We start from the raw sequence: 17,315 nt of genomic DNA, 5'->3' as shown, positions 1-17,315 counted from the left end.
TCCCCAGGCTACCCGCCGGCGAGGGTGTCAACCTCTGGTCCACTGTGGACAGTTGACTTCGGAACGGTGGCCACCCACGCCCGGATGTCCTCCAGGTGCTCCGGGCGCAGGCCGTGACGCGGGTCGACGTGGCACAGGTTGGTCGGCACGTCCGCCCGGTGCCGGTCGAACCACGCCCGCGCCTCGCCGTGCCCCGCGGAGTGCTCGTCGTCCAGCCAGGCCAACGGCCGGCCGCCGGCGTACGCGGCCACGGCGCGCCACTTCCAGTTCCCGTCGGGCAGCCACCCCGCGCCGGGTTCGAAGTCGGTGGCCGGGAACTCGATCACCGGTAGCTCGGGCAGACCGATCGCGGGGGCGACGAGGGTGTTCGCCAGGTGCATCCACGTCGTCGCCCACACCAGTTCCAGGCCGGTGTCCTCGGCCAGGTCCCGGAGCAGCGCCCCGTGGTCCGGGTTCAGCCAGACCAGCAGCCCCTTGTGCCGCCGGGCGTCACGCCCGGAGTGCCACGTCCCGTGCCGGGTGTGCCGGAACGTGCGGTAGCCCTCGGGGCGGCGGTGGCGGTTCGCGGCGTAGGGGTTGAGCGGTCCGTCGACGGCCGGCAGCAGCAAGCCGCGCGTGGTCATGACGTGACCGGTTTGGTCAGGTGGGTGATCAGGAAGTCGGCGGTGTCGCCCAGGGCTCGGACCTCGTTCGCGCGATTGGTGAAGCCGTGGCCCTCGTCTTCGTAGACGTCGTAGCGCACGTCGACGCCGCGCTCACGCAGGGCGGCCACGATCTGGTCGCTCTCCGCCTTCACCACGCGCGGGTCGTTAGCGCCCTGGATCACGAACAGCGGCGCGGTGATGTCGTCGGCGTAGGTGATCGGGGAGCGGGCCAGCAGGAAGTCCGCCTCGGTGTCCGGGTCGCCGATCCACTCGGCCATCTCGGCGCGCCACGTCTCCGGCACCGACCGCGCCATCGTGAGCAGGTTCGACATGCCCACCATCGACACGCCCGCGGCCCACAGCGAAGGCAGCCGCGACAGGCACGACAGGGTGGCGAAACCGCCGAAGGACGCGCCCCACACGCCGATCCGGCGCGGATCGACCCAGTCCAGGCCGTGCAGGTACTTCACCGCGTGCTCCAGGTCGCCCAGCTCGTCGCCGCCGAAGTCGCGCAGGATCAGCCGCTGGTAGGTCTTGCCGTACCCGGTCGAGCCGCGCACGTTCGGCGCGAGGACCGCGACCCCCTGTGAGACCAGGTACTGGTACAGCCCGGAGTAGTTGTACTGCGGCCGTTCCTGCGCCTCCGGTCCACCGTGGACGGAGATGGCGACGGCGTGCACGCCCGCGCCGCGCGGCCGGTACAGCCACGCGGGCACCTCGCGGCCGTCGTGGGTCGGGTAGCGGACCAGCTCCGGTTCGACGAACGCGACGTCGACCGACGGCGCGCTGGACGTGAGGTGGCGCAGCTCGTTCGCGGCCAGGTCGAGCGCCACGACGTCGAACGGCCGGGTGCCGGTGGCGAGCAGGAACGTCACCACGTCGCCCACCACCGACAGCGAGGTGATCACACCGGCGGGCAGGTCGGGCACGGTCACCGGCTCCCCGTCGCGCAGCACGAACAGCCGCGACACGCCGTCCTCGTTGACCGTCCACGCCCGCACCGCGCCGGAGACCGCGACCTCCTCGACGTCCCACGGCGGCGTCACCAGGTCCGTGATCGCACCGGTCGCCAGGGAGTACGAGCCCAGCGACAGGAACTCCCCGGCCGTGTCGTGCAGCACGAGGAACCCGGAGGAGTCCGCCGCCCACGGTCCGGCGACGTGCAGCCGATGGCCCTCGTGCGCGGTCACGACCCGCGGCGGCGCGTCCGGGTCGTGCAGGTCGACCAGGCCGAGGTCGGTGTCGGAGTTGCTGCGCATGCCCGAGGTGAGCAGCCGGCGGCCGTCCGGCGACACGGACACCGCGTGCAGCACCGTGCCCTTGACCGACTCGACCCGGCGGACGGCGCCGGTCTCCAGGTTCTGGATCAGCACGTCCTGCACGGCGGCGTCACGGTCGTTGCCCGCGTAGACGACGCTGCGGCCGTCCGGCGTGAACGGCGAGGGGCTGCTCTGCCGGTAGATCGACGACCCGAGCACGTGCTGGCGGTCCGCGGTGTCGGTGAGCCGTCGCGGGGTGCCGCCGTCGGCGTCGACCAGGTACAGCTGGAACTGCTCGTCGCCCTGGAAATCGGCTGTGTAGAGCAAAGAGCGGCCGTCCGGGGACCACGCGACCTGCCGCACGGCGTTCTCGGTGTAGTCGGTGATCTTGCGCGCCGGGCCGCCCGGGACCGGGGCGACGTACAGGTTGTGCTGTCCGTCGCCGTTGGCCGCGTACGCCACGGAGCGGCCGTCCGGCGACAGCGCGACGTTGGACCGGAACCGTTGCGTGGCCGCGAAGTCGCGGTACTCGGTCATGTGCTCCCCCTGGAAGTCGTGACGGCTGTCAGTCGAGGTGGATGTCGTCGTCCGGCATCCCGAGGTGCTGGACGCGGTAGGTGAGGGTGTGCAGCGGCACGTTGCGCACGAAGAAGACCCGTGACGGGGTCCCGGCCGACGCGGTGATGCCGTCGCCGCTGAAGCAGAGCCACTCCAAGCCCAGCACGTGCCGCAGGAAGTGGTCCGACCCCTGGGGCGTGTACCGGCGTTCGTCACTCGTGCACCGGCCGTACCAGTACGACTGGTCGGGTGAGAGGTAGTCGCGCGGCGGCGAGCCGAGACGGGCCAGCTCGTCCTCGTCGGCGGTGAAGCGGGCCGCGCGCTTCGGGTCGGACAGGATCCGGAACGCGGCCTTCCAGGTCGCCGGCAGCAGGTCCAGCTTCCGCTGGTTCAGCTCGCCGAGCTCGAAGGTGAGGGCCGTCCACGGCACGTCGGAGTTCTCGACCCGCTCGAAGGCGTCGCCGATCCACAGGTTCGACAGCACCTGCCGCAACGTGCGGTGGCGCTGTTCGTCGTGGTCGCCGACGAACACGTACGCGCGCTCGGGCGGGCCGAGCAGGCCGTCGCGGTCGAAGCTCGTGCGGGGCACCAGGCGGACGGCCCGCCGGACCGGCGCGCGGTGGAGGTGGCGGGACCGGATCTCCGCCGCGGACATCGCCAGCCGCGAGCGCAGCGAGGTCTTCAGCAGCTCGGCGACGCCGGGCAGGCCACCGGCCTCGGTGACCGGGATGCCGTGCTTGAGGCGCAGCCCGTACGGCAGGTCGGCGGCACCGCCGGGGCCGTCCAGCAGGACCGGCACGACCCGGTGCGGGTCGTCCTCGCGGCGGGCCAGGTCGAGCGCCCTGGCGATCTCCTCGCGCTGGTAGTACGCGGCGTCCGTGCGCGACGAGATCAGCACCAGCGTGACCGCCGCCCCGTCCTGCGCGGCGGACAGCCGGCGGGTCCAGTCGTCGCCCGGCAGCAGGCTGCGCCGGTCGAGGAAGACCCGGAACAGCGGGTTGAGCAGGTCGTGCAGGGTTTCCGCGGCTTCCCGGTCGGGGGCTCGCGTACGCGATGAAGAAGTCCCACCGGTCCTCGGCCACCCGATCAACCTACCGCCGCCGGGTTTGTCCGGTCAGGGTCACGGCCAGGGCTGGACGAGCGGGGGAGTCGTGCGCGAGAGTCGGTGCGGTGATCGGGCACCCGGATCACCTGACAACGTTGTCACCCAGAGAGGGCCCCTTGCCGATGCCGCTCAGACGAGGCACCACGCTCCTGCTGGCCGCCGCGCTCGCCCTGGTGGGCACGCCGGCGGTGGCCGCGCCCGGAGCGTCCGACGCGGTGGACCCGACCACGCTGGTCAACCCGTTCGTCGGCACCCAGAACTTCGGCAACACGTTCCCCGGCGTGAGCATGCCGTTCGGCATGGTGCAGGTCAGCCCGGACACCGGCGGCCAGGGCGGGTACGACTACCAGCAGCGGGAGATCCACGGCTTCAGCCAGACGCACCTGTCCGGCGTCGGCTGCGGCGTGGCGGGCGAGCTTCCGGTCATGCCGACCACCGGACCGGTGGACAACGTTGACACCTCCGGGTACCGGTCCCAGTACTCGCACGCGGACGAGGAGGCGCGACCGGGTTACTACCGCGTCGGGCTGTCCCGCTACGGGGTGAACGCCGAGCTGACCGCCACGCAGCGCACCGGCTGGCAGCGGCACACGTTCCCGGCGGGCGCGCAGGCCAACGTCCTGTTCAACACCGGCAAGGCGAACCAGCAGGTGCTCGACTCCGAGGTGCACGTCGTCGGCGACCGGACCGTGGAGGGCCGGGTCAAGGCCGGGCGGTTCTGCGCCGGTCACGACGAGCACACGGTGTACTTCACCGCCACGTTCGACCGGCCGTTCGCGAGCTTCGGCACGTGGCGCGGCACGACCCGGTCACCGGGTGTGCCGGACGCGGCGGGCGAGGGCGGCAACGGCGCGTGGGTGACGTTCGACGCCGGCGCGGATCGGGACGTCGTGCTCAAGGTCGGCCTGTCCTACACGGGCATGGAGGGCGCGCGGAAGAACCTCGCGGCCGAGACCGGCGACTCGTTCGACTTCGAGGCCACCAGGGCCGGGGCGCACCGGGCGTGGGTCGAGCGGCTGAACTCGATCCGGATCGACGGCGGCACGCCCGAGCGGCGGACCGCGTTCTACACCGCGCTCTACCACTCGCTGCTGCACCCGAACCTGGCCGGCGACGTGGACGGCCGGTACACGGGCTTCGACGGCCGGACGCACGTCGCGGAGGGCTTCACGCCCTACCAGAACCTGTCGCTGTGGGACACCTACCGGCCGCAGAACCAGCTGCTGGAGCTGCTCGAACCGCAGGTCGCCCGGGACGTGGCCCTGTCGGTGGTGGCGAGCGGCCGCGACGGGGGGTGGCTGCCGCGCTGGGCGCTGGCCAACAGCGAGACCAACATCATGACCGGCGACCCGGTGACGCCGTTCCTGGTCGAAGCCTGGTCCAAGGGCCTGCTCGCCGGGCACGAGGACGAGGCGTACGAGCTGCTCAAGCGCAACGCCACCACCGTGCCGCCGGCCGACTCGCCGTACAACGGGCGCTCCGGGGTCGAGTTCTACCGCGACCGCGGCTACATCCCGTCCGGCCTGGAACTCGGCGTGGACTGCGCCCACAAGGGCGGTGACAACGACTGCGTGCACCCCGCGTCGGCCACGCTGGAGTACGCGGCGGCGGACGCGGCACTCGCCGTGATGGCCCGCGGCCTGGGCGAGGACGAGGACGCGCGCCTGTTCGCGGAGCGCGGGCAGTGGTACCGCAACCTGTGGGACGCCTCGACCGGCCACTTCCGGCCCCGCACGGTCGAGGGCACGTGGGTGACGCCGTACAACCCGGTCGACGCGGGCCACCAGTTCCACGAGGGCGGCGCGTTCCAGTACCAGTGGCTGGTGCCGCAGGACCCGAACGGCCTGGTCGAGCTGATGGGCGGGCGACGGGCGACCGAGCAGCGGCTCGACGCGTTCTTCGCCTACGACAAGCTGCTCGCCGACCCGGCCCGCACCGTGCGCGAGGACTGGATCACCCAGCCCTACGACTACTACGGCAAGCCCACCTACAACCCGAACAACGAACCCGACCTGCTCGCGCCGTACTTCTACCTGTCCACCGGCACGCCCGCGAAGACGGCGACCGTGGTGCGCGCGGCGATGACGTTGTTCACCACCGGCCCGGACGGCATGACCGGCAACGACGACCTGGGCACCATGTCGGCCTGGTACGTGTTCTCGTCGCTGGGCCTGTACCCGACGATGAGCGGCGGGGACTTCCTGGCGCTGTCCAGCCCCCAGTTCCCGGGCGCGGTCGTCCGGACGGGGCAGAAGACGCTGACCATCACCGCGCCGGGCGCGAGCGACGAGAACCGGTACGTCCAGCAGGTGTCGTTCAACGGCCGGGACGTGCGCCGGACGTGGCTGGACTGGGACGCCGTCGCGGGCGGCGGCACGTTGGCGCACCGGCTGGGCACCACGCCGTCTGCCTGGGGTACCGGGCCGGGGGCCGAGCCGCCGTCGATCAACCGGGGTCGGGGTGACGACCGGCGGCACGTCGACGCGTCGCTGCGGCAGGCGTCGGCGGTCGTGCCCACGGCGGACGTGCCGCAGACCGTGCCGCTCACCCTCGACGTGCTCGCCCAGGCCCCCGGCGCGGTGCCGGTGGGCGTGACGGCGAGCGCGCCGGACGGCTGGTCGGTGACGACCACGCGTCAGTTGCTGATCCGGTCCGGACGGCTGCCGACCCAGCAGACCGTGCAGGTGGTGGTGGGGGTGCCGGCGGGCACGGCGATCGGCAGCTACCCGGTGAAGGTGACCGTGACCGGCCCGGACACCGTCGTGCGGGAGGCCGTGGTGGAGGTCCGGCAGGCGGCGACGTGCGCGGTCGCGGGCGAGCAGTGCGCGGTCGACCTGGCCGGTGAGCTCAACCACGACGGCACGGCCACCGTCGCCGCGTCCGACCAGGGCAACTTCGACGGCCAGGGCTGGAGCTACGACGCCGCGCTGCTGCCCGCCGCGGGACCGGTGGTGTTCGGTGGCGTGACGTACCAGGCGCCTGACGCGTCCGGGACGGCGGCGAACTTCGTGGAGGCACGCGGTCAGGCGATGCTGCTGCCGGGCGGCCGGCACGGCGCGCTGCGGCTGGTGGCGGCGTCGCACAACGGCCCGGTCACCACGGCCGTGACCGTCCGCTACGCCGACGGCAGCACCGCCGAGGTGCCGATGGCGGTGGGCGACTGGGCGGGCTCCGGCGGCACGGTGGTGCTGGAGATGCCGCACCGGATCAAGGCCGGGCAGGGCGTGGACGGTCCGCCGGTGCGCCTGTTCGGCCTGTCGCTGCCGCTCGACCCGGCCAAGGTCGTGCACTCCGTGACGCTGCCGGACGACCCGCGGGTGGAGGTGTACGCGATCACGCTCGCCTGAGCCGTCGGGGGACGGACCGGGACGGGCGCGCGGCGACGACCGCGCGCCCGTCTTTCGTGTCGCGGTGGAGGTTTGCCGGTCGACGAAGCAGGGAACCGGTACGTGACCGGCGACCGCCGGTGATCTTCGGTGCTGGGCACCGCCGTGATGGGCGAGGGGCGGAATGAGTCTGCATATTGCCGGTGACGACGTGGTCGTGTCGCTCAAGCGGCTGGGGTCGACCTCGGTGCTGGTGGTGCGGGGCTGTGTCGATGCCGGGACGGCCCGGGTGCTGCGGGAGCAGGTGGACCTGGCGTCGGTAGGCCCCGGTGGGGTGGTGGTCGACCTGACCGACGTCTCCTTCTTCTCGGCGGCCGGCGCGGCGGCGCTGGCGTCGGCGGGCCACCGGGTCCGGCTGCACGTGGTCGCGACCCCGGTGGTCCGGGAGGTGTTGCGCGCGGCGGGCGTGGCCGACGCGTTCGAGCTGCACGACTTCCCGGCGGAGGCGGAGGAGGCGGCTACGGCGTCCCCGCTGCTGCTGGTCGGCTGAACGACCCGGGCCCTGCCGTCCCGCGCGGCAGGGCCACGGGCTTGCCCTGACGTCGGCGTCAACGCCTACGGTCACCGATCATGGAGTTCGCCGTCAGCTACAGCACGCCCTACTTCGGCGTGGACCCCGACCGGATGGTGGCCTACGCCCGGCACGCCGAGGAGTGCGGCTTCGGGGCGTTCTACCTGCCCGAGCACATCGCGGTGCACCCCGGCGCGACGGTCGGGACGCACGAGATCCCGCCCGCGCTGCCCTACGCCGACCCGCTGGACTGCCTGGCGTTCGTCGCCGCGGCCACGAGCCGGATCGTCCTGGGCACCGCGGTGCTGTTGCTGCCCTACCACCACCCGGTGGTCCTGGCGAAGCGGTTGGCCACGGTCGACGTGCTGTCGAAGGGGCGGATGCGGCTGCTGACCGTGGGCCTGGGCACGTTGCCGGTGGAGGCCAGGGCGGTCGGGGTGGACTTCGGCACGCGCGGTCGTCGTGCGGACGAGGCGATCGACGTGCTGCGGTTGCTGTGGGAGGGCGGCGAGGACGGGGTGGGCTTCGCCGGGGAGTTCTTCGCCTTCGAGGACCTGTGCAGCTTCCCGAAGCCGCACGGCGCGACCCACCTGCCGATCCACGTCGGCGGCTCCAGCCGTGCCGCCGCCCGCCGCGCCGGTCGCCGCGGCGACGGCTGGTTCCCCGGCGGCATGCTGATGCCGGACGAACGCGCCCTCCAGTGGGACCTGGTTCGCTCTTCCGCCACCGAGGCCGGCCGTGATCCCGACGCGCTGGAGCACACGCGGTGGGGCTCGATCGACATGACCGAGGACGTGGTGGAGGCGTTGGCCGACCAGGGCGTGACCCGCGTCGTCGTGAGCGCGACCAGCGCCGACCCCGTCGAGCAGCGGGACCAGCTGTCGGCGTTCGCGCAGCGGTTCGGCCTGGCCTGACGGGCCTGGGCGGCGGCGTGGGTGCCGCTGCCGAGGCCCGTCGGGCGGTCAGACCGCGGCGGCGAACTGGGCCGCGTACAGCCGGTGGTACGCGCCCTCGGCGGCCATCAGCTCGTCGTGGCTGCCCTGCTCCACGATCCGGCCGTTCTCCATCACCAGGATCACGTCGGCGTCGCGGATGGTGGACAGGCGGTGGGCGATGACGAAGCTCGTCCGGGACGACCGCAGGGCCGCCATGGCGTGCTGCACCAACGACTCCGTGCGGGTGTCGACCGAGCTGGTCGCCTCGTCCAGGATCAGCAGCGACGGGTTGGCCAGGAACGCCCGCGCGATGGTCAGCAGCTGCTTCTCGCCCGCGCTGACGTTGGTCGCCTCCTCGTCGATGACGGTGTCGTAGCCGTCCGGCAGGGTGCGCACGAACCGGTCCACGTACGTGGCGCGGGCCGCGGCGATGATCTCCTCCTCGGTGGCCGAGGAGTTGCCGTAGGCGATGTTGTCGCGGATCGTGCCGCCGAACAGCCAGGTGTCCTGGAGCACCATGCCGGTCTGCGACCGCAGGTCCTCGCGCTTCAGCGCGGTGATGTCCACGCCGTCGAGCGTGATGCGGCCCGCGTCGAGCTCGTAGAACCGCATGATCAGGTTCACCAGGGTGGTCTTGCCCGCGCCGGTCGGGCCGACGATCGCCACGGTCTGCCCCGGCTCGGCCACCAGCGACAGGTCCTCGATCAGCGGCTGCTCGGGCCGGTAGGAGAAGCTGACGTGCTCGAACTCCACCCGGCCGCGCCGCTCGGCGGGCAGCGCCGCCTCCGCCGGGTCCGGCTCCTGCTCCTCGGCGTCGAGCAGCTCGAACACCCGCTCGGCCGAGGCCACACCGGACTGCATCAGGTTCGCCATCGACGCCACCTGCGTCAGCGGCTGGGTGAACTGGCGCGAGTACTGGATGAACGCCTGCACCTCGCCCAGCGTCATCGCGCCCGATGTGATCCGCAGACCGCCGACCACCGCGACCGCGACGTAGCTGACGTTCGACAGGAACATCATCATCGGCATGATCAGGCCGGACACGAACTGCGCGCCCATCGCCGAGCCCAGCAGCTCGTCGTTGCGGCGCTGGAACTCCGCCTCCGACTCGCGCTGCCGGCCGAAGACCTTGACGAGCTGGTGGCCGGTGAACGACTCCTCGATGTGCGCGTTCAACGCGCCGGTGTGCTTCCACTGCGCCACGAACAACGCCTGCGACCGCTTGCGGATCCGCCCGGTCGCCACGAACGAGATCGGGATCAGCAGCAGGGCGATCAGCGTCAGCAGCGGCGAGATCGTCAGCATCATCACCAGCACGCCGACGACGGTCAGCAACGACGTGAGCAGCTGGCTCAGCGTCTGCTGCAACGTGGTCGCCACGTTGTCGATGTCGTTGGTGACGCGGGACAGCAGCTCGCCGCGCGGCTGGCCGTCGAAGTAGCGCAGCGGCAGCCGGTGGATCTTGTCCTCGACGTCGGAGCGCAGGCGGAACACGAACCGCTGCACCACGCCGTTGAGCACGCGGCCCTGCCACCAGCCGAACGCCGAGGACACGAGGTACAGGCCCAGCACCCACATCAGCACGGTGGCCAGCGCGTCGAAGTCGATGCCCGCGCCGGGCGTGCCGCGCATGCGGCCCAGCACGCCCTCGAAGATGATGTCGGTGGCGTGGCCCAGGATCTTCGGGCCGGCCACGGAGAACGCCACGCTGATGACGCCCAGCGCGACCACGATCAGCAGGGCCGCCCGCTCGCGGCGCATGCGCTGCACGAGCCGGCGGGCGGACGGGCCGAAGTTCTCCGCCTTGCCCATCGGCATGCCCATGCCGGGCATGCCGCCGCCCATGCGGGGCGGGGGAGCGGATCGGGACGGGGTGGTGGTGGTCATGCCGCCTGCTCCGAGGTCAGCTGCGACTCCACGATCTCCACGTAGGTGGGGCAGGAGTCCAGCAGTTCGTGGTGGGTGCCGATGCCGACGACGGCCCCGTCGTCGAGCACCACGATCCGGTCGGCGTCCAGGATCGTGGAGACGCGCTGGGCGACGACGATCACGACGGCGTCGCGCGTGTGCGGTCGCAGCGCGGCGCGCAGCCGCGCGTCGGTGGCCAGGTCGAGCGCCGAGAACGCGTCGTCGAACAGGTAGATGTCCGGTCGGCGCACCAGCGCGCGGGCGATAGAGAGCCGTTGCCGCTGGCCGCCGGAGACGTTCGTGCCGCCCTGGGCGATCTCGGCGTCGAGCCCACCGGGCATGGCCTCCACGAAGTCGCGGGCCTGCGCGATCTCCAGCGCCTCCCACAACTCGTCGTCGGTGGCCTCCGGCCTGCCGTAGCGCAGGTTCGACGCGACCGTGCCGGTGAACAGGTACGGCCGCTGCGGCACCAGGCCGATGCGCGCGCACAGCGTGTCCGGGTCGATCTCCCGGACGTCCGCGCCGTTGACCAGCACCTCGCCGCCGGTCACGTCGATCAGCCGCGGCACGAGGTTGAGCAGGGTGGTCTTGCCGGTGCCCGTGCTGCCGATGATCGCGGTCCGCTGACCGGCCTCGGCGCGGAAGGCGATGTCGCGCAGCACCGGCTCGTCCGCGCCGGGGTAGCGGAACTCCGCGGCGCGGAACTCCACCGACGTCTGCCGGGGCAGCTCGCGCAGCGGGGAGGCGGGTGGGACGACGGACGACTCGGTGTCCAGCACCTCGTTGATCCGCTCGGCGCTCACCGCGGCGCGCGGGATCATCATCGAGATGAAGGTCGCGAACATCACCGCCATGAGGATCTGCATCAGGTAGCTCAGGAACGCCGTGAGCGCGCCGATCTGCATCTCGCCGGTGTCCACGCGGTGCGCGCCGAACCACAGCACGGCCACGCTGGAGGCGTTGAGCAGCAGCATCACCACCGGGAAGATCAACGCCTGGAGCCGGCCGACCCGCAGCGCCGTGTCGGTCAGGGCGCCGTTGACCTCGGCGAAGCGCTCGGTCTCGGCGCGCTCCCGGACGAACGCCCGCACCACGCGGATGCCCGCCAACTGCTCGCGCAGCACGCGGTTGACCGCGTCGATGCGCTCCTGCATCAACCGGAACTGCGGGACCATGCGGATGACGATCAGGCCGACCGCGATGCCCAGCGCGGGCACGCAGACCACGAGCAGCCAGGACAGGCCGACGTCCTCGCGCAGCGCCATCACGATGCCCGCCACGCACATGATCGGCGCGTTGACCAGCATCGTGCAGCCCATGACCACGAGCAGTTGGACCTGCTGCACGTCGTTGGTCGTGCGGGTGATCAGCGACGACGGGCCGAGTGCGGCGACCTCGCGCGCGGAGAACGCGCCGACGCGGTGGAAGACGGCCGCGCGGACGTCGCGGCCGAAGCTCATCGCGACGCGGGCGCTGTAGTAGACCGCGCCCACGGACGACAGGATCTGGACGACGGACACGGCGACCATCCAGCCGCCGGTGGACAGGATGTAGCCGGTGTCACCGGCGGCGATGCCGAAGTCGATGATGTCGGCGTTCAGGCTCGGCAGGTACAGCGAGGCGACGGTCCCCACCAGCTGTAGCGCGAGCACGATCGCCAGTTCGCGTCTGTACGGCCGCAGGTGGGCACGCAGCAAGCGGCTGAGCAACGGTGTTCCCCCATAAGAAACGGATCGTGTCTAACATGTGCAAGGTAGACCCGTGCGATAAGAAACGCAAAGTATCTAAAGGGTCGGTAAAGGTGCACAGGTTGGGTGAGGGGCAGGGTGACGGGACCGAAGTCGCGCCGACGGGGCGCGCAGCTCGAGCAGGCCATCCTGGACGCGGCCTGGGACGAGCTGCGCGAAGTCGGCTACGCCCGGCTCACCATAGAGGCAGTGGCCGCCCGGGCGGGAACGAGTAAATCGGTCCTCTACCGCCGCTGGGGTGGTCGGGCGGAGCTGGTGCTGGCCGCGTGGGCGCGCAAGCTGCCGGCCGAGCCCGAGGTGCCCGACACCGGCAGCCTGCGCGGCGACCTGCGCACGTTGTTCTCCCGCATCGCCCGCCGAGCCGACTCGATGATGAACGAGATGGTCGCGGGCGTGATGGGGGAGGCGTTCCGGCACCCCGAGGTGGCGGCGCTGCTGGGCGAGCGCCTGGCCAACCCGTCACCGCTGACCGACTCCGTGCGGATGATCGTGGACAAGGCCGTGGCGCGCGCCGAGCTGCCGCCGGTCGAGGTGCCGCACCGGGTGCAGCGGCTGCCGCTCGACCTGGTCCGCAACGAGGCGATGACCTGCGGCGCGCCGGTGACCGACGAGGTCGTGACGTCGTTGGTGGACGACGTCTACGTGCCGCTGCTGCACGGGTTGGCCGCGGTGCGGGACCCCGGCGCGGTGCGGGACCACGTCGTGACGCGGGAGGCCACGGCCTGATCAGCGGCGCGGCACGCGGGCGAGGGCGCCGGTCTCCAAGGCGATCCACAGCGCGCCGTCCGGGCCGACGGTGATGCCGTGCGGCTCGTGGTGGGGCTCGGGCAGCGGGTGCGTGTCGACGACGCCGTCCGCCGTGATCACGCCGACCCGGTTGGCGCCCCACTCGGTGAACCACAGGTCGCCGCGGTCGTCGGCGACGATCGCGTGCGGCCGGGCGGCGCGGTCGGGCAGCGGGAACTCGGTGACCTCGCCGTCGGTGGTGATGCGGCCGATCTGACCCGCGGCGATCTCGACGAACCAGAGCGCGCCGTCGCCACCCGCGCAGATGCCGACCGGTCCGGCCGCGTCCGTGGGCAGCGGGTGCACGGTGACGTCGCCGGTCGTGGTGATCCGGCCGATCGCGTCGGCCTGGTTCAGGGTGAACCACAGGGCTCCGTCCGGGCCCGCGGTGATGGCCGAGGGGAACGCGCCGGTCAGCGGCAGCGGGAACTCGGTGATGTCGCCGTCGGTGGTGATGCGGCCGATGCGGTCGGCGTTGATCTCGGTGAACCAGAGCGCCCCGTCGGGGCCGACCGCCAGGCCGTACGGGCCGCACTCGGCGGTGGGCGGGGTGAACTCGCGGACCTCGCCGGTCGTGGTGATGCGCCCGATGCGGTGGCCCTGGTACTCGGTGAACCACAGCGCGCTGTCCGGGCCGGTGACGATGACCGTCGGTCCGCGGTCGGGCGCCAGTTCGTGGCTGGTCGGCGGGTCGCCGGGCACGAGCCGGCCGATCCGGCTGCTGCGCACCAGGGTGTACCAGAGCGCGCCGTCCGGCCCGGTGGTGACGGCGTACGGGCCGCTGTCGGGGTCGGCCACGAGGTGGGTCTCGATGGGCAGTGGCATGGCGGTGGATTCGTCTCCTGGTGATCAGTCGTGCGTCATGCGTGTACGACTCGGCCGGCCGGGGTAGTCAGGGCTCGCCGTGTGCACGCGTGTCTGCACGGTAGGCCGGCTCCGGCTGGCTGGGTCAGACTGGCGCGGAAGGTTGAGCAAACCAGCCTCCGCGCCGGTCTGACCTCCTCCTCACCCCCTGACCGGTACCCGGCTCAGCCGGAGGCGCAGGTCAGGTCCGGGGCGGGGACACCGGGGCCGTTCGCGGTGAAGCCGAACGTGGTGGAGCCGTCCACCGGGAGCTTGCCGTTGTGCGCCAGGTTGGTGACGGTCACCGACGCGTCGTCCATGGCCACCGTGCCGTTCCACAGGTTGCTGATCGAGTGGCCGTCCGGGCGGGGCCAGGTGACGGTCCAGCCGCCGAGCGGGCCCGCGCTGGTGTTGCGCACGGTCACGTGGGCTTGGTAGCCGCCCGGCCAGGAGTTCGTGATGGCGAAGCGCGCGCTGCACGCCGGTGGTGGTGCGGCGGCGGGGTCGGTGGTGGCGGCACGGGTCGTCGTCGTGGTCGTCGTCGTGTCCGCGGTGGTGGCTGCCGTGGTCGTGGAGGCCGTGCTGGTGGGGCTCGCGGCGGTGGTGGTGGGAGTGGTCGTGGTCGAGGTGGGTGCGGGCTCGGCGGTGCCGGCCGGGTCCTTGCGGGCGAGCGAGTTGCCGATCACGATCCCGGTCGCGACCAGGACCACGGCGCCGGCGATCAGGGCGATCCGGCGCCACGGCACGCGGCGCTGCGCGGGCAGCGGGCGGGTGTCGCCGTCCTGGGGCGGCGGTGGCGTGCTGCCGGGCAGCGGCCGGCCTTCGACCACCGCGCCGAGCAGGGCGTGCATCTCCGCCATCGTGGGCCGTTCGGCCGGGTCCCGGCGGAGCACGAGGTGCAGCACGTCGCCCAGCGGCCCGGAGAACCGCATGGGCTCCACGTCGCCGTCGGCCACCCGGCGGAGCAGCGCGTACGGGTTGTCGGTCGTGCCGAACGGCGGGTGGCCCTCCAGCGCCGCGTACAGCGTCGCGCCCAGCGAGTAGACGTCGGAGGCGAACACGGCGTCCTGGCCGGCGGCCACCTCGGGCGCGAGGAACGCGGGCGTGCCGACCACGACCCGGGCGTCGGTCACGGTGTTCTCGCCGATGGCGCGCGCGATGCCGAAGTCGGCGATCTTCGCGGTGCCGTCCTCGCCCAGCAGGATGTTGAACGTCGTCACGTCCCGGTGCACGATCCCGTCGGCGTGGGCGGCGGCGAGCGCGGACGCGACCTGCCAGCCGACGCCCGCCACCAGCTCCTCCGGCAGCGGACCGCGTTCGTCGACCAGCTCGGCCAGCGTCTTCGACGGCAGGTACTCCATCACCAGGCACGGCTTGCCGCCGTGCTCGACGACGTCGTGCACGGTGACGGCGTGCGGGTGCCGCAGGCGGGCGGCGACCCGTCCTTCCCGCACGATCCGCTCCACCGCGCTCGGCGAATCGGTCGCGTTGAGGAGCTTGACCGCCACGGACCGCCCCAGGCGCTCGTCACGCGCCCGCCAGACGACCCCGGCCGCACCGCGCCCGACCAACTCCACCAGCCGATACCGCCCGGCGATGACCTCGTCCCGTTCCGACACAGCCAGAAGCTACTTGGCCGGCCGGCCACCCGGCCACCTCCGGTTCGTCGGCGGCGTCGTGTCGACGCCATCCGGGACGGTCACGCGGTCGGGGCCACCGCGCGGTCGAGGTGGGCGATGACCTCGGGGACGGCCTGGCTCTCCATGCGCCCGATCAGCTCCAACGCCGGTCGCAGGAGGTCGCCGGGCCGGGCGATCAGGCAGGCGAGCACGGCGGTGCGGACGTCGAGCAGGTCGGTGGTCACCTCCTGGCCGGCGAGCACGAGGGCGTTGTGCCAGGCATCCTCGCGGGACCGGCGGATGCCGAAGTCGAGCACGTGCTCGTCGCCGCGCCCGCCGAGCCGGTCCAGCAGGCCCAGGTACGGCGACACCGCGTCCACCGAGCGCTGCACCGCCGGCACCACCCGCTCCAGGATGTCGTTGATCAGCAGGAAGTCGCGCCGCAGCCCGTGGATGGCGGCTCCGAGCGGTCGCGCCGCCAGGCGTCGTGCGCGTCGAAGTACCGGTTGCCGAACAGCGTGTCGAACCGGTCCGTCCGCGGGCCGTCGTCGAACAGCCCGTCGTGGATCGCCGCGCGGACCTCCACGGTCACCTGCCGGTACAGGGCCGCGAAGTAGCCGACCCGGTCACCGGCACGCCGGGCGTTCCGCACGATCGCGACCAGCCCGTCCACCACGTCGTCGATGTCGTCCGCCGCCATACTCGACTCCCGGTGCGGTGGGACACTCCGGGACCACGGTCCCGAGCGACCGCCCGGAGGGGTCCGCAAGACTGCGCCGGCGTCCGGTCCCGGCCGGATCGTCGTGGTGGCGGCGGGGAACGAGGGCGAAGACGGCGTCAGCGGGAGGCGTGCTCGTGCCCGGTCAGGACCTGGTCATCCCGGTCAGGACAGGCGCGCGGGAGCCGGTCACCCGTGCCGCGTCGAGGCACGGGTGACCGGGGCCGGGTCAGCTGCCCGCGATGCTCAAGTGGCTCTGGCGGGCCTCCAGCGCGGTGACCTCGTGGACGTCACCGAACGGCAGCCAGCGGCCGTCCGAGAGCCGGATCGTGTGCAGCAGCCTGTACTCGCTGGTGATGATCGCGACGTGCAGCGCGCCGCCCGACGCGGTGATCGAGAGCTCGTCGACGGTCCCACCCGGCGCGCCCGTCTGCGACGCGACCTCGTGGAAGGTGGTCCAGCCGGTCGAGCGGAGGGCGGCGTGGTAGAGGCCGCCGTCGCTGCCGACCACGACGGCGTGCAGTTCCGCGCCGACCTGCGCGATGTCGACCGCGGTGGCCGTCGCACCCGATGACGGTGCGAACGGCACGTCCGCGCCCTGCGCCCACGTTCCGTCGCTCTGCCGGACGAACGACGACAACACGCCGTTCACCGGCGGGTTGAGGGTCAGCAGGCGCAGGTCGGTGCCGACGCCCGCGATGGCGAAATCGCTGTCGTGGTCGACCTGGGCCGGGATGGCGGTCCAGGGTGTCCAGGTGCCGTCGGCGTGCCGGACCCGGTGGGTCAGGGCGGTGCCGGTGTCGCCGCCCCGCTGCACGCGGTGCAGCTCGCCCGCGACGGCGGCGAGGTCGACATCGCTGGTCGGCCCGTCGGCGACGGGGGTCTGTTCGGTCCAGGACCCGTCGGCGTGCCGGATGACGTACCGGTATGCCTGGTAGTACGGCCCCACCCCGTAGTACCAGTTGTGCATCACGTGCTCTTCGTCGCCGACGATGGCCGACACCAGGTTGTTCGAGTAGTGCGCGCGGGGCGCGTCCGGGATGGTCCCGAACGGGTACCAGGACCCGTCGCCACGTCGGATCGTGTGCGCCACTTCGCCGCCCGTGAGCGTGGTGACCAGGTGGACGTCCCCCGGGACGTGTGTCGTGGCCGGTTCGGCCTGGGCGGGTGCGGTGGCGGACAGCGACGCCACCACGAGCGCCGCCACGGCCGGTATTCTCAGCACGGTTCTTCTGCTCGACATCACATCTCCCCCTTGCGGTCCACGCCGTTGCGGCGTGCGTCACATGCCTAGC

General features: G+C 72.4%; 14 protein-coding genes. 4 read left to right on the top strand and 10 right to left on the bottom strand.

Translation table 11 applies throughout. The annotated features are described in order from the left end of the window. Positions 1-8 precede the first annotated feature (8 nt). The 3 genes from ACIQMJ_RS34005 to ACIQMJ_RS33995 are packed head-to-tail and all read right to left on the bottom strand — an operon-like array spanning position 9 to position 3,551. The gene (locus ACIQMJ_RS34005; protein ID WP_499765091.1) at positions 9-623 is read right to left on the bottom strand and encodes an HAD domain-containing protein; all 615 of its coding nucleotides are present in this window, start codon (positions 621-623) and stop codon (positions 9-11) included. Next, positions 620-2,440, bottom strand: coding sequence for a S9 family peptidase (locus ACIQMJ_RS34000; RefSeq protein ID WP_499765090.1), 1,821 nt, complete (start codon positions 2,438-2,440; stop codon positions 620-622). The genes ACIQMJ_RS34005 and ACIQMJ_RS34000 overlap by 4 nt, the downstream gene beginning before the upstream one ends. Positions 2,441-2,468: 28 nt before the next feature. Next, on the bottom strand, positions 2,469-3,551 hold the full coding sequence (locus tag ACIQMJ_RS33995) for a toll/interleukin-1 receptor domain-containing protein (RefSeq protein ID WP_499765089.1): 1,083 nt from the start codon (positions 3,549-3,551) through the stop codon (positions 2,469-2,471). A gap of 137 nt (positions 3,552-3,688) precedes the next feature. Here ACIQMJ_RS33995 and ACIQMJ_RS33990 point away from each other — a divergent pair, with 137 nt between their 5' ends. The 3 genes from ACIQMJ_RS33990 to ACIQMJ_RS33980 all read left to right on the top strand — a co-directional run bounded on the left by ACIQMJ_RS33990 (position 3,689) and on the right by ACIQMJ_RS33980 (position 8,377). Further along, complete coding sequence (locus ACIQMJ_RS33990) at positions 3,689-6,913, top strand: GH92 family glycosyl hydrolase (protein WP_499765088.1); 3,225 nt, start codon at positions 3,689-3,691, stop codon at positions 6,911-6,913. Positions 6,914-7,076: 163 nt separating this feature from the next. After that, a complete protein-coding gene (locus ACIQMJ_RS33985; protein WP_499765087.1) occupies positions 7,077-7,442 on the top strand; it encodes an STAS domain-containing protein in 366 nt (121 codons plus the stop codon). 80 nt (positions 7,443-7,522) lie between these two features. Beyond that, positions 7,523-8,377 (top strand): TIGR03619 family F420-dependent LLM class oxidoreductase, encoded by an 855-nt coding sequence (locus ACIQMJ_RS33980; protein ID WP_499765086.1) that lies wholly within the window; start codon positions 7,523-7,525, stop codon positions 8,375-8,377. A gap of 48 nt (positions 8,378-8,425) precedes the next feature. On the opposite strand, the gene ACIQMJ_RS33975 is transcribed toward ACIQMJ_RS33980, so the two are convergent. Next, the gene (locus ACIQMJ_RS33975; RefSeq protein ID WP_499765166.1) at positions 8,426-10,243 is read right to left on the bottom strand and encodes an ABC transporter ATP-binding protein; all 1,818 of its coding nucleotides are present in this window, start codon (positions 10,241-10,243) and stop codon (positions 8,426-8,428) included. 38 nt (positions 10,244-10,281) lie between these two features. Further along, complete coding sequence (locus ACIQMJ_RS33970; protein WP_499765085.1) at positions 10,282-12,015, bottom strand: ABC transporter ATP-binding protein; 1,734 nt, start codon at positions 12,013-12,015, stop codon at positions 10,282-10,284. A 117-nt stretch (positions 12,016-12,132) separates the two neighbouring features. Here ACIQMJ_RS33970 and ACIQMJ_RS33965 point away from each other — a divergent pair, with 117 nt between their 5' ends. After that, positions 12,133-12,780, top strand: a complete 648-nt coding sequence (locus ACIQMJ_RS33965; RefSeq protein WP_499765084.1) for a TetR/AcrR family transcriptional regulator — start codon at positions 12,133-12,135, stop codon at positions 12,778-12,780. Here the strand turns inward: ACIQMJ_RS33965 and ACIQMJ_RS33960 are convergent, their stop codons facing one another. From ACIQMJ_RS33960 to ACIQMJ_RS33940, 5 genes are all read right to left on the bottom strand, one after another. Further along, the gene (locus ACIQMJ_RS33960) at positions 12,781-13,665 is read right to left on the bottom strand and encodes a Vgb family protein (RefSeq protein ID WP_499765083.1); all 885 of its coding nucleotides are present in this window, start codon (positions 13,663-13,665) and stop codon (positions 12,781-12,783) included. A gap of 203 nt (positions 13,666-13,868) precedes the next feature. Then, positions 13,869-15,302, bottom strand: a complete 1,434-nt coding sequence (locus ACIQMJ_RS33955; protein ID WP_499765082.1) for a protein kinase domain-containing protein — start codon at positions 15,300-15,302, stop codon at positions 13,869-13,871. Between the two features lie 80 nt (positions 15,303-15,382). Beyond that, complete coding sequence (locus tag ACIQMJ_RS33950; protein ID WP_499765081.1) at positions 15,383-15,706, bottom strand: DUF5995 family protein; 324 nt, start codon at positions 15,704-15,706, stop codon at positions 15,383-15,385. A gap of 20 nt (positions 15,707-15,726) precedes the next feature. Next, positions 15,727-16,002: a DUF5995 family protein gene (locus tag ACIQMJ_RS33945; RefSeq protein ID WP_499765080.1), complete on the bottom strand. Its 276-nt coding sequence runs from the start codon at positions 16,000-16,002 to the stop codon at positions 15,727-15,729. A gap of 247 nt (positions 16,003-16,249) precedes the next feature. Further along, complete coding sequence (locus tag ACIQMJ_RS33940; RefSeq protein WP_499765079.1) at positions 16,250-17,263, bottom strand: hypothetical protein; 1,014 nt, start codon at positions 17,261-17,263, stop codon at positions 16,250-16,252. Between the last annotated feature and the right edge of the window lie 52 nt (positions 17,264-17,315).

Source organism: Actinosynnema sp. NPDC091369, assembly GCF_044757065.1.
Classification (GTDB): Bacteria; Actinomycetota; Actinomycetes; order Mycobacteriales; family Pseudonocardiaceae; genus Actinosynnema.
This window is presented reverse-complemented; position numbering and strand designations above follow the sequence as displayed.

Excerpts from the sequence above, each read along its gene's own strand:
- ACIQMJ_RS34005 (WP_499765091.1), bottom strand. The coding sequence starts at position 623 with ATGACCACGCGCGGCTTGCTGCTGCCGGCCGTCGACGGACCGCTCAAC.
- ACIQMJ_RS34000 (WP_499765090.1), bottom strand. The coding sequence starts at position 2,440 with ATGACCGAGTACCGCGACTTCGCGGCCACGCAACGGTTCCGGTCCAAC.
- ACIQMJ_RS33990 (WP_499765088.1), top strand. The coding sequence starts at position 3,689 with ATGCCGCTCAGACGAGGCACCACGCTCCTGCTGGCCGCCGCGCTCGCC.
- ACIQMJ_RS33985 (WP_499765087.1), top strand. The coding sequence starts at position 7,077 with ATGAGTCTGCATATTGCCGGTGACGACGTGGTCGTGTCGCTCAAGCGG.
- ACIQMJ_RS33980 (WP_499765086.1), top strand. The coding sequence starts at position 7,523 with ATGGAGTTCGCCGTCAGCTACAGCACGCCCTACTTCGGCGTGGACCCC.
- ACIQMJ_RS33975 (WP_499765166.1), bottom strand. The coding sequence starts at position 10,243 with ATGGGCGGCGGCATGCCCGGCATGGGCATGCCGATGGGCAAGGCGGAG.
- ACIQMJ_RS33960 (WP_499765083.1), bottom strand. The coding sequence starts at position 13,665 with ATGCCACTGCCCATCGAGACCCACCTCGTGGCCGACCCCGACAGCGGC.
- ACIQMJ_RS33945 (WP_499765080.1), bottom strand. The coding sequence starts at position 16,002 with ATGGCGGCGGACGACATCGACGACGTGGTGGACGGGCTGGTCGCGATC.
- ACIQMJ_RS33940 (WP_499765079.1), bottom strand. The coding sequence starts at position 17,263 with ATGTCGAGCAGAAGAACCGTGCTGAGAATACCGGCCGTGGCGGCGCTC.